We start from the raw sequence: 15,485 nt of genomic DNA, 5'->3' as shown, positions 1-15,485 counted from the left end.
GTTCTTAATTCAGATATTGAATGGGGAACTTTTGGTAACAGTTATGGCAGAAGCACAAACTTTGCTGCGGAGGTGTGCTTTGTTCTGTAAAAGAATTAAACAAACCACCGAGTACAGTTCCTGCAATTCCTCCAACGATGGGAGGCAAATTCAAAGACTTCGCAACGGTTGTACCTAAGGCCCCTAAAGCTGCGGGTGATGCAAGATTTGATAATGTTAAATTTGCTTGTTGCGCATTCGCTTCAACAATCATGATGTCGGTTGAATGACAAAAGGGACAATTCAAGCTCATGACTTGACTCCTAAATTTTGGGCATAAAAAAGCCTGCACGATGGCAGGCTTAATATTCATTTTTCATGTGTACTCTAAAGAGCTTCATGATTCTCATTAGGATGTTATGTATCTGAAATAATTTGGAATATGATTCAATTTAATGATTGATTTGTTATATAAAATCAGTACGATAAAAAAAAATACAAAATGGTTTTAAAATTATGACACACATTCGAATTGCAGATTTTTGTGCAAAGTATGGCTATACGAAGCATCAAATCCAACATGCAACACGTACAGGAAAATTAGATAAAGTTGCCAAAGGTATTGTGGACGAGCAACATGCGATTCAAGCAATGTCTTACACAAAACCGTTAAAGTCCCCAAAGCAAACAAAGGTCACAACTGATGCTATCACTCAGCCAGATCAATTTGTATCATCAAATCCAACCTCAGAAAAACCTAAATTTTTATCCCAGGAATGGGTAAAATCTATGCTTGCCCCTGCAAGTAAAGGGGGAAAAGTTCTACCTCCAGAAGAATAACTTCTATCAACATAGCTGTGAAGGGATGTAGCAACATCCCTCCTTCCACCCTTAGCATTCAGCTAAACATCGAATTTATTTTATATTCATGCCATCTCTTGACGCTTTCAACACATCATTCAGTTGCTTTAATTCCAACTAATTCTGGCAATTGATAATCATCAAAATTCTTGTGCTTCAAGTAATGGCGATACATTTGACTATAAATAGACAAAGCTTTCTGTTCAAGTTGATGCTGACGCCCTCTCTCATTCAGCAAAGGAAAACGCTGCTTCAACTCATCCTCAAACTCATCAGAAAACAAATATTGGTATGTATTGATAATAACAAAATCCATACCTGTATCATCTCTGCCAAGCGCATCTTTTCTAAAATGTCGTTGCAAAAGAATCAGGATGATACTTTCTTTATCTGTTACAGCTTCACGTTCCGCCTCATTCATCAGTCGGTAAAATGAATTCCATGTTTCATATTCCCCCTGATGAACATCATCAATTTGATAAAATATATTACTGGTCTTTCTCGACGTAATTAATTGCAATTCATGATTTTGAGCTGGCATAGCAAAGGCATGAGTTTGATCATAACTACTGGTAAACAAAACTGCTTTGAATTGTTCATTAAAGTCCACTGCCTGATCAAAGTTTTGCTCTATACACCAAGCATAGTATTTTTCTAAAGCACCTTGCGCACACTCAAAATATGGCTGATATACCATAAGCAAGGCTTGCTGTTTGGTAAGGATTTTATTATTTGCCAGAATCTCTTTTTTGATCATTATTTCGTGTTTACGCAGTACTGCATAGCACCAATGTAAAATCCAATAGTGAGGTAACTTTAGATTCTTGGATTTCTTATTTTCGACATATTCAAGATTATCAATTAGCTCAACAATGCTATCCAAATGTTCTAACACAGATTTATCCGTGTTATAGAGTTCCCGAAGCATAGCGATCAATTGATCAGGATGTCGAATACACTCTCCCTCCCCCTTAAAACCATGCATTGTCAGTTGAGCAACAAGTCCACCTAAAATATAGAAATGCTCTTTACTGTTTAATCCCGTTTTCTTACAAATGAGCTGTTCAAGTGCTTGATCAAGTCCAATGTGATGATTCCATCCTACTGGCTGATAAGTGGGAACATTCAAAAAAAGACGAGTGGAAACGAAGCCAACTTGCTGAAAATGATATTTATCTAAACCACATAAACAGGCAAGCAAATCATAGCCATGTGAAGACTTTAATGGCTCATATTCACAATTATAAAAAGCGATTTCTGAATTAAGTCTTTCAACTAGAGACTTTATATGTTTAGCGATTGGCATGACTGATCCTTTAAGATTCACTCAATATAAGGTGCACAGCTTTAAACCTCATATTGGGATCTACAAGATCACAGTTATGAATAGATGGTTATCAGAATAAGTTGTAATCGTTTTTTTTACTAATTGCTGTGCTAGTGGGGTCAACGCAACCTGTAGCAGATTATTTACTATCCTTATTTTGAAGTCAACTCAAAGCTACATCATTTGATCTTTCTCATTTTTTATAAGCTTGATTGACTAAGCCCTACCTTAAATTTATCATTCAATTGCTGACCTACATCGTCAGTCGGTTTTAGCAGACCGTTTAGCCATACACTAAAAAGTTTAACTTTTTGGTGGGAATCCCTGCGTGCCCCCTCTGCGGCGGAACGGGAGGGGGACACCTTCGGGTGTGCTGATCCATTGGCTATCAGTCTGCTAACCCTCTTTCGTTTCGCCACCATTATTTGACAGTAATCTGGTGGAACTTCTTTCATAGCCAAAGGAGTCATATCCATGACTAAGCATTTTCTATTTTTATTATTTTCTCTAAAACGATTTTCAACTCCATTGTTGCCCTAGGCATCATCAATAAATTTTATTGCTCATTCAATTGTTCTAAAGGATAACATTCCTTTATAGGCTTTGTTCAGCCTATTGTTCAGTAAATTAAGCAATATTAAAAGCATATCAAATATCACAATAAAAAATCGGGGGAAAATATGAAAATCCAAACTTCACTTTTAGCTATCACGCTTACACTTTTAGCATCAGGCTGTAGTCAGAACCATGAACCATCTTCAGGCAGTGAACAAAGTCAGTCCACTGAAACTGCTGCCACAAGCAAAGCTACTCAGTCTATCTATGCTCCCTATACCGAAGAAGCAGTAATAACCAAACTCCATGATATGCAAATGATTGTGGAAAATGACACAGAGTATCTGCCTGCGGCAGTCAAACAAGCACAGTCATTTCTTGATAGTTGGGATAAATATCCTGAAGCACTTAAATCCATGATGGAATCTGATCTTGACCCAAACAATCCTGAATATAGCAATAATATTCCGATGGAAATGGAGCAACCAGAGTTTTCTGTTCGTGCCAGAATTACATCCCAAGAATCCCAATCTGCATTTAATGTGCCGGGTGCGATGGAATATTTCATTGAAATTCAATCAACCAATGAACAACCTTTTACCTTACAAGGTCTAAATATTAATCGTGGTCGCTGTGGATTTAGTACAGGTGATTTTTATAGCAAAATGCCTGTGACTATGAACTACAGCTCTACAGTGAAATATTTACTGAAATGCCGTGGTGATCAGGTACTTGAAGCTGAAATGATAACCGATCAAGGCAATGTGAATTTGTCATTTTGATATCAGATTACACAACATAGAGAACACAATAAATTAGATGTGTTCTCTACTGAAATTCAATATTTATAAACCTCTTCGATTCTTCGAATCAAGCACCCCTCTGCCAAAGCTACGCGTATAGGCTGGATCTTTCACTCGGGGATGCTGCTGTTCTTTTTCAGCATTCACCAGATAAGGGACAACATAGTTAAGAAAATTATAAACTTGATCAGGATTTTTACTATGAATCATACCAATCCCTAATGTTCCCATTGCTTCGTAACTAGCTTTATAATCGGAATGATTACAGTTAAAAATATAACCACATTCATGCGTAATCTGCTCCCAACACTCTCCTACCCACTGCCCCATTTCAAAATCACCTCGATGTATATTTCCATCGTACATAAGCAAGAGATGACAATGATAGCCTTTGCTTACCCCATGCTCTAAAGCCCATGCATAACCATGTAAACCACTAAAGCACGTATCCTGATCTGCGATTCGACGAAGCAAAGTGTCTAATGCTTTGTTAAATGCCTGAATGTTGTATAAGGCTTGATATTCTTTCTTAATAGATAAATCTACTCGAACAACCAATGTTCTCGCATAATGATGAATGAGTGTGGATGCATATTCAAAAAGGCTCTGTTGATTTTCTAATTCACGTTTTTGAAAATCGATCAGTTGCTGTTTTACCCAGCCTGATAATGACTGGATATAAGTCAAAATATGCCAGACTGTCATATCATCAAAACAGACTATACAATCATGGTCTGCCTGTGGCATTAGACTGAGTGTGTGATCAACGATGTTCACAACATCAATGAATATCTGCACTGTATTGCAATAGAAAAAATTAGCGTTATAGATTGGCTTAAATGACTGAACTAATTTTTGTAGGTCTATCATCAGGTTTTGATGATATAAATCATAACTACCTAAGCAAACTTCTTGAATGAAATGGTCTACTGCTGCCAATACTTCTGCTTCATGGTAAAGCTGATCATATTTAATATTCTGGTACATTTGGATTCTCTCTCGAAACATAAGGTTCATATCTAAGAGAGAGATGTAAAATTTTACTGATCAGGATTCTCTAGCAGGATGTTGTAGTCATCCTGCTCAACTGAATATGTGCTCATAGACGTTGGAACATACTATAGGGTTAGTTCTGAATATTTTAACACTGTGTCATTGATACATGATGTATAGCCCATTTGAGTATGGGCTATACCGAGCTAAGTGAATAACAGCACTCACCTAACTAGATAAGATATTGTTTATGTTTAATATATTATTTACATATTACTCTTGTAGTTAATAATATATATTACCTGTTAAGCAAGTCATTCTGATCTAACCATTGCACCGCAGTCCCATACAGCGAGAACAACAGAAATATGGGAATGTTGCAGAAGCTAAACTTACGCCTTAGGTTTAATTTTAACTTTAGATTTAACTGTCGTTTTAGTCACACTGCCCTTCACTAAAACTTTAGGGACTCGTACAGTAGCTTGTCGCTCATACAGCTCAATAAAACTATAATAATTTACCAATACTTCAAAGACCTGCTTTCGCCTTGACTGATCACCGATTTCAAGTAAAAACGATTGCTGATTCATCTCAGGAACAGATGGCATCAATGGAACAATGTTGAATGACGTTTTGTACCCATCCTGCTGAACAGAATCCATTTGGCTTTTCCACAATTCCCAGAATAAATTATCCATATCTCTTAGTTCCTCATACTTTCTCGCATCAAAAACTAAAATGAGATCAAGATAAGTATGCTGCCCACCATATTCACGCCATGCTCCAAAATATCCTGTCATACTGGATATGGGTTTCCCTCTGCGGTTACGTAAAAACATTTCAGTGATGTTTTTTGAAAAAATCTGCTGATTGACTTCCGCACCATTTGACCCCAGTCCAAAATGAACTCGATAGAGAGTACATTCTCTTTTCAGTAAACTTTTAACGTACGTCTGCAAGCTTTTCAGTCTGAGTTCACACTTCTTATAACAGGCTTCAATATGATCATTTGTAGCAATGTCCTCATCACCCACATCAACAGCTTGGACATAGTCGATATATTTAACGACCCTTTTATTGCTATCTGTTGTTGACTCATCTAAATCTAATGTTACTGAATGCTGCACCTGTTTCCAGATTTTCACATCCAACTTAGACTGTCTGATATTTGAGTGATAATCTAGTCGAAGTTGCTTGACCAGTGCATTGAATCTTTCAGCACCTTGCTTACTGGTTTTATCCACCAGTTGTTGTTGCATCTGCCAAAGATACATATTCTTTAAAAAGAATTGCACATTGATATTCAACTTAGACAAGAAAGGACTCATGCTTAATAGTTGTAAGTCAGATAAGTGACTGCATATCCATAACAACTGATGACCAATACGCGTTATCGAATGCTCGATTTCTTCAGCAGACAACTCAACATTTCCTAGTCGTATTGGCAGATTAAATGCACCGACTGTAGTATCCATCACAGTCGCCATAAATATTTCTATATTCTGAATTAGCCCCATAAAATTTGGAAAATCAACCAGCTGAATTGCCAACTCACGATTAAAAATTTGCGAAATCTTAAGTCTATTTTTTGCGATGGCTGGTAGGTGACGAACACTCCATATTTTATCATCTTCAAAGCGAGCCATGTCCTGAAATGATTTTCGACCCATCATCGTTAGATCGACAGGAAAATTACGTTCATCTAAAAGTTCAGAGGAATACCAAACTTGATTGATATTGTAATTTTGATTGTTGAGGAAATATTGGAATTGAATGACTTCATCTACATGCTGAAAAAAATTCAAAATCCAGTATTTAAAATCCCTTATTTTTCGCTTATCTGTTGATTTTATTACCCCATCAATTTCATCTTTTTTCAAATCCTGAGCGAGCTGTTTCCCCCAGTGGTGAATAGAAAAAGGGCGAGCAATCAGAAGCTTTTTTAACTCAGATTCAAATCTTTTAATAACTCTCTCAGCAACCTTTGCTTTATTGTTATTTAGAACTAATACAATGTGCAGGTTCAATCCAGACACCAAATCATGCTCAATCTTAGTCATCGTAAACAATAGTCCAGCAGCACCCTGAATAATTTGTTGTATCTGAGGAAGAAGCATCACCCGACTTTTTATAAACTCTGCATAATCCTCAATTCGAGCTGGCACAAAAGGAAGCTGAATATTTAAAGACAGGCAATAAAGTGAACCGTATCTGCCCAGCAGAGTATCAAATAGTTGCTCCGTTGTGACTTGAGGGGTTAGGGGTGGAATAACATAATTCTGAGGATAGGTGGCTGTACTTAAATATTGTTTCAACCACAGCAAAACATCTAAATACGTATGTCTCTGAATATGCTGTTGAAGATGCGTACCACTCACTTCTGTTGACAGCCCTGAAGTAATATTCACATTTAAAGGTGAATATAGGTACTGCTGTTGGTCGTTTAAATAAGATTGCGATTGACTCAGAGCTTTCAGCATTTGCTGGACTAAAAAAAGTCCATCACCCATTTTGAGATATGGCAGCATCAGCATATTCAGATCACAACTTAAAGCTTCGATCTCTTGTCTGATACACACCCAAGAAGTTGCCTTATTGTTGCTTAAATTATATCTAAACTGATCGAGTGAAGATGATGAATTTTGCTCAACCACAGACCATAAATACTGCAACTTTTCCAATTCTTCAATCAAATTTTTTGCGTGGTCTACACTACTTCCACTCTTTTCATAGGAAGCAATCATTTTTAATTTTTTTAATCTTAAAATACGGAATATATCTTCATCACTAATTTTTAATTTATTCTCATTTAAAGTGTCTAAAGTGCTTATATATCGATGTTCTTTCATAATTTTTAAATGTATTATTACACGTGATAATTAAATTATATCACTTTATAAAGATATAAAAATAATATTAAAAAATATTATTTGTATTCTACAGATTTAATAATCTTCTTTATTTTTATAAAAAATACGACTTTTAGATTTATTAATTTTCATTCATTATCGACAAAAAAAGCAGAAGCTTGTGCTCCTGCCTTGAAAATTCCACCCTTGATCCATCAGTATTTTTATATTTCCTAGATTAGCTTTCACAAATAAATTACTTGTGCAAGCAACAAACTATGAAGTACAGATACAGTATCGAAATTATTTCTCTCAATCAAAATTCACTTCTAATAAACAAACATCAGGAAATATCCCTGTGCAAAATTTCCCTTAATAATTCCGGCTGGGTTCTTAGTTCATGAATAATAGTTTCAGCAATGTACCCCCCACTATATGGCATTTTATAATCGAATTTTTCCATCTCTTTGGAGGGGTATTTAGCCTTAAGTATCTGATTCAGGATTTTAAGTTCACCTTGTAATTCTTTTATTTTTTTAGTTATTGCTGCTGGCTTTCTTCTCACACCACTAGAATCACCAGAGGCTTGCTTAGCTGACTGCTGCTCCAGCTCCCCAAGCAGGTTTTGCTTAAGCACAAGTTCAGACTGAAGCCATTCAATATCGTAAACCTCAAAAGCTTTGACCAGATCATCAAGCACAAAATGAACAGCTTGATTCAAATTAACCCATTTGCCACGACGCGCCACCTGCTCTCTTAAAGTGCGATATAAAATTTCCCGTCTTGGATATAAATGCTTGTCGTAACGAGCTTTAACAGCAAGGATTGCCTTTGCACTTTTGGCAAGTGTACGGTTCTGAATAAACTCCACCCCACCAAGAATTTGCACATAAGCAATTAAAATATCTGAATATTGCCTTTGGAAAATTTTGGCAGGCAAGTTATTCATCTCAAGTCTTAATGTATTTATCTGCATTAAAAGCTGTGCAATCTGGAATGGCTTGAAAGGGATTGAAACCACATCCCCCATCATTTCTAAATGAAAAGCTGACTGCTCACTCAATTGAAAATCATTCTGCTGCATTCTTTTTATGATTTTTTCTTTTTGATCAATATATGATTGATTCTCCGTTTCTATTAATTCATTATTCAATTCACACTGATAGTAGTAACAAAAGTTTAACCATATATCCTGCTCAAGCTGCTCTAACCTTGATAATTTTTTATCAATCATAATTCATTAAAATACAGATAATTACATAGCATAATACTACTATATTTCTAGATATGCGTACTGCTCTATTTTAAACATTTTCTAAATTTTATAGTTACCCCATCAATGAACTGATCTAATAGTTTTAACATTATAGGTTGATTTCCAGCCAATATTTAAGGTTAAAAAATTAGTTCTTTTATCTAATTGCGATAATCACAAAAGGATCAAAGATATGGGCTACTTAACATCTAAAGAAATTCGCCACAAACTCAAAAATTGCTCTGCATCGACTTTATGGCGTTACCAACAACCTAATCAAAAAATGTTCGAGCAACCAATGCCTCAACCTATTAAGAAATGCGCTGGCTCTACTAGCCTTTGGGATGAAGAAACGTTTAACGAATGGCTAATCAAATATTTCAATAACAACCAAATGAGTAATCTGTCTAGCTAGACAGATTACTTAATTTTTTCCACCATTTTTTATAAGCCTTCGACATCTCTTTTTGATAATCATAATAGTCATATGTCCCCTGTTCCCCAGGCATCACATGACCAACCATCAGTTCCGCAACATCCCTACTTGTAAACGCACTGAAATTTGTCCTTGCTGTACGCCGTAAATCATGCATAGACCAATGATCCATTTCAATTTTATAATTCTTCCTTGCAAATTGCATGAAGTTATAAGGGGTATCTGTTGGCCCACTACGCCCCATTGGCTCTTTGCCATTTTCATGTGGGAAAATGTATTCAGAATTACTCAAATCCATTGCAGACTGAAGCCACGGTTTGATCTCATCAATAATAGGTCGAACAATGTCCCCTTTACTTTCTCCTGTCTTATGATTTTCATACGGTACTGTCCATGTATTTTTACTAAAATCGAAATCTGATTTCCGTGCAAGCCTCAACTCACTATATCGATTACCATAAAACAAACATAACTTGAGAAATAAAACATTCCTTAATGATGTTCTAGACTCATCACAAATTTTAAAAATTAAAGACAACTCATCATCTTGTAATACTCGAACAGTTTTATTTTTCTTAATATTTAAGTCACGCTTTCCAGTGATATGTCTTATGGGATTTTGCTCAATTAATTTTCGATTAATCCCCCAATCCAAACACTGCTTTGTATTCGTAAGAATGCGATCAGTTATCGATGGCGACTGTTTAAATTGCTCTTCTAGTAAATCTAACCACATATGTAATGTGATTTGCTCAGCAGGTATGCTACCTAACTTTGGGAAAACATAAAGTTCAAATGATCTTAAATATTGATCTGCATTCTTTTTATTAGGAATACTATATTTCGCATGCCACTCACGAAATAACGCTTCAAAAGTTATAGCCTCTGTGATCTTGTGAAGCTCTACTTTTTTATGAATACGCGGGTCATGTCCCTTTTCTAAAATTGCTTTCATTTTCTGCAATTCAATACGAGCTTCTTTAAGACTCATATTTGGATAGGTTCCCAAGTCTAAACGAGCTTGCTTATCGTTATATCGAAAACGCATCTGAAAAGTGAGTTTTCCTTTTTGAGAAACACGAACGCTCAATCCATCTTGATCAGACTCTGTATGTATAGCTGAACGTTCACGATCTAGATTCTTCTTAAGCCACGTATCTGTTAAAGGCATTTTACTCCACCTGTGTACATATTTTTTTCAAATAGAAAATTCTAGAAAATGTGTACACACATATGTACACAAACATACTGACTAGACTTGAAATCTATTGAATGGGGTTGAAAGATATACCAGATAAAGAATATCAATATTTTTATATTTTTACAGCACTTACAATGCTTTTATTATCATATTTGAAATAGGTTGAATGGGCTTGAATAGATATCAAATATTTGGGTGGGAAATAATGGCGAATGTACGTCGCTGAGCGACCTGTGCCGCTAACTCATCTTTAAAACTCATGGAAAATACCTACTGCAGAACCGCAGTGCTCAAGATCAAATACGATCAATATGAAAAATTGACGATATTGTAGCAGATTTCTAGAGCCAATAAGCAGCCCTATAAACTGGAGAAATCACAGTTTCCCATTCTCTTTTCTGGTTGAACTGATATTTTTTTGGCTCGTCGATTTAACGGATTTAATTCACTACCCAATCTAGAAATTATAAATCGATAACCACATAAATTTTATAATTTACAATTGATTAGTTTAATCATAAAAAATTCTAAATAGTGATTTACCGGGTTCAAGAAACAAAGGCCCTAGCTTCAAGTTGCTCGACATCCATCGGTTTACCCAGCAGATAGCCCTGCATCTGCTGACAGCCCAAACGGGTTAAAATTTCTGCCTGCTGCACAGTTTCAATTCCTTCAGCTGTCACTTTTAAACCGAGTTTAATGGCCAGCTGGATAATACTTTCCAGAATCATTTCTTCCTTGGAACCTGCACTCAGACCCTGAATAAATTCCTTGTCAATTTTTAACTCATCGACAGGCAGGTTTTTTAAATACAGGAAGCTAGAATGCCCGGTACCAAAATCATCAATCGCCAACTGGATGCCCATTTGACGCAACTGCTGCAAAGTCCGGATACTCGAATCAATATGATGCATGGCAGTCGATTCGGTAATCTCGATCATCAAATGTTGAGGATCAATTTTATATTGATTCAGAAGTTGTTCCAGTGTGCTGATCAGATGCTTATGCTCAAACTGAACCGCAGATAAATTGACGCCGATTGGGAAAAAATCAGCATGATCAGCTTCCCAGAGCTGAATCTGTTTGCAGGCCTGCTCTAGAGCCCAGTAGCCCATCGGAATAATCAAACCGGTTTTTTCTGCTCCGGGAATAAACATATTCGGACCCAGCAAACCATGCAATGGGTGCTTCCAGCGGATTAGCGCTTCTACACCACAGATCTGCTCATCATGGGTAAATTTTGGCTGATAAACCAAGATAAATTGCTGTTCTTCTACTGCCTTATACAGATCATTGATCAGTTTACTCTGGCTTTTGCTTTCATGCTGATCGGTCGAGAAATTAAAAACAGAATAGGTATTCCGTCCCTGATACTTGGAAGTCAACATGGCGGCATCTGCATTGATCAGCAGATCCTGCAGATTCTGGCCATGCTTCGGATACATGGCGATCCCGATACTGCCCGAGATATTGATGGTCTTGCCACTGATCTGGAAACTTTCCTGAATCAGTTCCAGAATCTTTTCTGATATTTTCGAGGCCTGCTCTACTGTAGTATTTTCCAGCACCAGCAGAAATTCATCGCCACCGATACGCAGCAGTTTGGAATCATCTCCCAGAATTTGATGAATACGATAAGCCAGCTGAATCAGTAGCTGATCCCCAACGTGATGGCCAAACACATCATTCACGGCTTTAAAGCGATCCAAATCAATATATAAAAAAGCGATTTCATGCTGAGCATCTTGCTGCCGGCCAGAAAACAGCAATTGTGCATATTTGACCAGATATAAACGGTTTGGCAGTTTGGTGAGATTATCCTGAATCGCCTGATTCGCCAGCTCTTTATTGGCCAGCATCAGCTGACGGTTACGTGATTCAAAGCGTAACTCCAGCATGGCTACGCCAAATGCAGTCACCAGTACCAGACAACTAATCAGGATGACTGAAAATAGCAAGTCATAGTGGGAATGACTGATCTGGCTCAATGGATGGGCATTTTCATAAAAACTGAGTGCCGCCATTCCCGTATAATGCATCCCGACAATGGTCAACGTGAGCATACTTGCGACCACGAGCTTCATCCGGATCGTACTTTGCACTGCCTGTCGATATTTGAATGCCACCCAGGAACTGAGTCCCGCCCCACTTGTCGCAATCAGAATCGAACAGATCATTAATAAAGGGTGATAGGCAGTCACATGATTTTTAACATTCAGGCCCAGCATGCCCACATAGTGCATTCCTGACATACCCAGCCCCATCAGGACAGCCCCTAGAATCAGACGGGCACAAGGCAAAGTTTTACGGGTGGTGAGCCAGATGGCAAAGGTTGCTCCCACAAAGCCAATCACATAAGAACTTAAGGTGAGTGCAGTATCTATATCATAAGCATCAGGAAAATGAGCTGCCGTCATGCCGACATAATGCATTCCCCAGATTGCTAGCCCCAGCAAGCCACCGCTGAACAGTAAAATAAGGGTTTTCAACCTTAGCGATACATTACGAAATAGCATCTGCTCAAGCGTAAGCGTCAAATAGCAGGCAATAAATGCTACAGCCATCGATCCAATGAGCAGACTGACATCATGATGAGCATGAATCATATAAAATGTTCCATCTGGGCGATCATTTTTATTTTATTGCGCAGCTGTATTCGCACGATTCCCCGCTAAATTTACGCCCTATAAAAAATAAAATACTCTTTTCAGAGTTCATCCCGACTGCTTCAAACTTGAAGCTATATACAAAATTTATTGCAATATTTTTATCTCTTCAGTAGCTGGAGTGAAGTTTAAAATTGCCCTGAATCGATAAAATAAAAATTCAGCTTATATATTAGAAGTCTTTGAGATTTTATCAATTGATTAAATTTAATATTCCAGCTTTTTTATTCGACATAAATCACAAATTTTTCTTTTTTATTTAGTTACATAGCACTTTATATTTAATTGATATTGCATTTTATTTGCACAAAAAAACAGCCTATCGAAATAGGCTGTTTTTAGAACTTATATTACTTTATGTTAAAGTTACTGTTTTGACTGTACTTGAGCATAGTCAGCCAAGACATGTGCGGCTTCCAGCACAAAAGCTTCTTCTTCCGGTAATGCCGGACGTTCTTTGGCTTTCATTTTCGCCCGGGCTTCAACCATGGCATCCAGAGATGCCTGATAACTTTCCCAGTTTGGATAAGGTTTTAAGCCGGTTGCAGCACGGCGGGCATTTTCAGCTTCTAAAGCTTTACGCTCGATATCCAGCAACTCAGCTTTACGCTGTTCCAGATCCAGAACTACACGTTTTTGGTCTTCGACTTTTTTCATAGCCGCTGTACGCTGTTCCAGATACTTGAATTGAGGATTCTGAGCGACACGCTGTTGAGATAACTTGGCCAGTTCCGGTACATATTTTTGTACCACACCTTCACGTTTAAATGGTGCAGTTGGAATCGTATCCCACTCTAGGGCATTTTTAGCCTTACGTTCACCAAACTCTTCGTTATAGATATCGACCAGCTTGATATCCGGAATCACGCCCTTGTTTTGGGTACTACCCCCCGTCACACGGTAGAACTTACGCTGAGTCAGTGTTGCCTGACCATGTGCCAAGCTATCCAGCTGAACCTGCGCAGTTCCTTTACCTGTTGTGGTACTACCAATCACGATGCCACGTTCATAATCCTGAATTGCTGCTGAATAAATTTCACTTGCAGATGCAGAAGCCAGGTTCACCATTACTGCCAATGGACCGGCATAGGTTTGTGCACCACCATCATCATCTTCAAAGACGCTGACATTACCGTTACCATCACGAATCTGAACCACAGGACCTGACTTGATCACCTGTCCCAGCATACGTGCCACTTCTTCAAGTGAACCACCCGGGTTATTGCGCAAGTCTACAATAATTCCGGCAACATTCTTCGCAGCCAGCTCTTTCAGGGCCTTATTGGTATCTTCTGATACGGAACGGTAGTCGGTACCCGCACGACGGGCACGATAGTTCAGATAGAAAGATGGAATTTCAATCACACCATATTGATATTTTTTACCATCACGCTGGATTTCCACGGTACGGGTTCTAACCCCGGCATCTTCTTCCTGAATCACATCACGTACCAGACTGACATTACGCGCCTGTCCCATGGTCGCACCCGGGCCTAGTAACTTCAGTGTTACTTTGGTGCCGCGCTTACCACGAATCAGACCAACAATTTCATTGCTTGGCCAGCCAATTACATCAACCATCTGTTCGCCGTCTTGAGCAACGCCAACAATACGGTCACCTGATTTTACCTGTCCTGATTTGCTGGCAGGCCCACCTTCTACAATGGTTTCAATCTTGGTGTAATCTTCATTACCACGTTCTGGGCGAATCGACACTCCAATCCCTTCCAGCTGCAATGTAGTCTGACGGTTCAGCTCCATCGCATCTACAGGCGGGAAATAATTACTGTGCGGATCATAAGTCAGCATCATCGCATTCAGGGTTTTGTCCAGCACATCATCACTCTTGATCCGGCTGAGACGCTCTAACTGACGGGTATAACGCTTAGTCAGGGTTTGAGCAGGCGTTAAATCTTCCGGCCCAGTTAGGTCCTGACCATTCGCCAGTTCAGGATTGGCTTTAAGTGCATTTTGCTTGGCCTGCTCTTCTTCCTTACTGATCGTCAGGTTAATCAGCTGAGAGACCAGCATTTTTGACCAGTGAGCACGTTGTTCAGCCTGAGTTTTAAAGAACGGCGCCTTTTCGCGATCCGTTTCAATATATACATTCTTCTGGTTCAGATTTTGTGGTTTTTTCAGTTCTTCCAGCATAAAGGTATAGAACTGGGCTAAACGCTCACGATACTGCGCATGAATTTCATAAGGGCCAGACAAATTACCAGCTTTCAGATTGGCACCGAAAGTAGCGCCATAGCGTTTTTTATAATCTTCTATTTCAGATGCCAGAAAAAGACTGTGATCTGCATCCAGACTATCAATATAAAAATCAAAGATACGCTGTGAAGTCTGAGCATCCAGACGCATATTCAAATAATGTTGGCGATCAACGAGAGTTGCCAGTTGTCGGGATACCAATGCCTGTTCTTGAGAAGGTTGAAGCACTGCTTTGCTGACTACTTCTTTACCATCAGCTGCAATTGCATCATTCACCACATGGGTAAAAAATAATCCGCCTGTCGCAATCGCAACTGCACAAGCTATTGTTTGAAATTTCATAAAT

General features: G+C 38.2%; 11 protein-coding genes and 1 pseudogene. 3 read left to right on the top strand and 9 right to left on the bottom strand.

The features are described 5' to 3' along the window. Positions 1-4 precede the first annotated feature (4 nt). Complete coding sequence (locus tag FTV14_RS05660; RefSeq protein ID WP_180053506.1) at positions 5-292, bottom strand: hypothetical protein; 288 nt, start codon at positions 290-292, stop codon at positions 5-7. Positions 293-495: 203 nt separating this feature from the next. Between FTV14_RS05660 and FTV14_RS05655 the strand changes: the two genes are divergently transcribed. Then, a complete protein-coding gene (locus tag FTV14_RS05655) occupies positions 496-819 on the top strand; it encodes a hypothetical protein (protein WP_257219760.1) in 324 nt (107 codons plus the stop codon). Between the two features lie 115 nt (positions 820-934). On the opposite strand, the gene FTV14_RS05650 is transcribed toward FTV14_RS05655, so the two are convergent. Continuing rightward, positions 935-2,146, bottom strand: a complete 1,212-nt coding sequence (locus FTV14_RS05650; protein ID WP_180053505.1) for a hypothetical protein — start codon at positions 2,144-2,146, stop codon at positions 935-937. A gap of 707 nt (positions 2,147-2,853) precedes the next feature. Between FTV14_RS05650 and FTV14_RS05645 the strand changes: the two genes are divergently transcribed. Further along, positions 2,854-3,504: a hypothetical protein gene (locus tag FTV14_RS05645; RefSeq protein ID WP_373688479.1), complete on the top strand. Its 651-nt coding sequence runs from the start codon at positions 2,854-2,856 to the stop codon at positions 3,502-3,504. Positions 3,505-3,567: 63 nt separating this feature from the next. Here FTV14_RS05645 and FTV14_RS05640 read toward each other — a convergent pair whose 3' ends face one another. The 3 genes from FTV14_RS05640 to FTV14_RS05630 all read right to left on the bottom strand — a co-directional run bounded on the left by FTV14_RS05640 (position 3,568) and on the right by FTV14_RS05630 (position 8,601). Next, positions 3,568-4,512: an inovirus-type Gp2 protein gene (locus FTV14_RS05640; RefSeq protein ID WP_180053503.1), complete on the bottom strand. Its 945-nt coding sequence runs from the start codon at positions 4,510-4,512 to the stop codon at positions 3,568-3,570. Between the two features lie 398 nt (positions 4,513-4,910). After that, a complete protein-coding gene (locus FTV14_RS05635; protein ID WP_180053502.1) occupies positions 4,911-7,367 on the bottom strand; it encodes a hypothetical protein in 2,457 nt (818 codons plus the stop codon). A gap of 343 nt (positions 7,368-7,710) precedes the next feature. Next, positions 7,711-8,601: a hypothetical protein gene (locus FTV14_RS05630; RefSeq protein WP_067666701.1), complete on the bottom strand. Its 891-nt coding sequence runs from the start codon at positions 8,599-8,601 to the stop codon at positions 7,711-7,713. Between the two features lie 214 nt (positions 8,602-8,815). On the opposite strand from FTV14_RS05630, the gene FTV14_RS05625 reads away from it, so the two are divergent. Beyond that, entirely contained in the window at positions 8,816-9,037 is a 222-nt protein-coding gene (locus FTV14_RS05625) for a hypothetical protein (RefSeq protein WP_000541018.1), read from the top strand. Here FTV14_RS05625 and FTV14_RS05620 read toward each other — a convergent pair. From FTV14_RS05620 to FTV14_RS05610, 4 genes and pseudogenes are all read right to left on the bottom strand, one after another. Then, on the bottom strand, positions 9,030-10,229 hold the full coding sequence (locus tag FTV14_RS05620; RefSeq protein ID WP_004890115.1) for an integrase arm-type DNA-binding domain-containing protein: 1,200 nt from the start codon (positions 10,227-10,229) through the stop codon (positions 9,030-9,032). The genes FTV14_RS05625 and FTV14_RS05620 overlap by 8 nt on opposite strands. A 219-nt stretch (positions 10,230-10,448) precedes the next feature. Beyond that, positions 10,449-10,520 (bottom strand): annotated as a pseudogene (locus FTV14_RS16185) (hypothetical protein); the annotation flags it as partial. A 287-nt stretch (positions 10,521-10,807) separates the two neighbouring features. Next, complete coding sequence (locus FTV14_RS05615; protein ID WP_180053501.1) at positions 10,808-12,865, bottom strand: EAL domain-containing protein; 2,058 nt, start codon at positions 12,863-12,865, stop codon at positions 10,808-10,810. 426 nt (positions 12,866-13,291) lie between these two features. Next, entirely contained in the window at positions 13,292-15,481 is a 2,190-nt protein-coding gene (locus FTV14_RS05610; RefSeq protein WP_166136328.1) for a carboxy terminal-processing peptidase, read from the bottom strand. Positions 15,482-15,485 lie beyond the last annotated feature (4 nt).

The organism is Acinetobacter sp. YH12236 (assembly GCF_013417645.1).
Classification (GTDB): Bacteria; Pseudomonadota; Gammaproteobacteria; order Pseudomonadales; family Moraxellaceae; genus Acinetobacter.
Note: the sequence above shows the minus strand (reverse complement) of the source record. Positions and strands in the feature narration are given on the sequence as shown.

Bases quoted from the DNA above. Each gene is read 5' to 3' on its own strand.
- FTV14_RS05660 (WP_180053506.1), bottom strand. From the start codon at position 292: ATGAGCTTGAATTGTCCCTTTTGTCATTCAACCGACATCATGATTGTT.
- FTV14_RS05655 (WP_257219760.1), top strand. From the start codon at position 496: ATGACACACATTCGAATTGCAGATTTTTGTGCAAAGTATGGCTATACG.
- FTV14_RS05650 (WP_180053505.1), bottom strand. From the start codon at position 2,146: ATGCCAATCGCTAAACATATAAAGTCTCTAGTTGAAAGACTTAATTCA.
- FTV14_RS05640 (WP_180053503.1), bottom strand. From the start codon at position 4,512: ATGTACCAGAATATTAAATATGATCAGCTTTACCATGAAGCAGAAGTA.
- FTV14_RS05635 (WP_180053502.1), bottom strand. From the start codon at position 7,367: ATGAAAGAACATCGATATATAAGCACTTTAGACACTTTAAATGAGAAT.
- FTV14_RS05630 (WP_067666701.1), bottom strand. From the start codon at position 8,601: ATGATTGATAAAAAATTATCAAGGTTAGAGCAGCTTGAGCAGGATATA.
- FTV14_RS05625 (WP_000541018.1), top strand. From the start codon at position 8,816: ATGGGCTACTTAACATCTAAAGAAATTCGCCACAAACTCAAAAATTGC.
- FTV14_RS05620 (WP_004890115.1), bottom strand. From the start codon at position 10,229: ATGCCTTTAACAGATACGTGGCTTAAGAAGAATCTAGATCGTGAACGT.
- FTV14_RS05615 (WP_180053501.1), bottom strand. From the start codon at position 12,865: ATGATTCATGCTCATCATGATGTCAGTCTGCTCATTGGATCGATGGCT.
- FTV14_RS05610 (WP_166136328.1), bottom strand. From the start codon at position 15,481: ATGAAATTTCAAACAATAGCTTGTGCAGTTGCGATTGCGACAGGCGGA.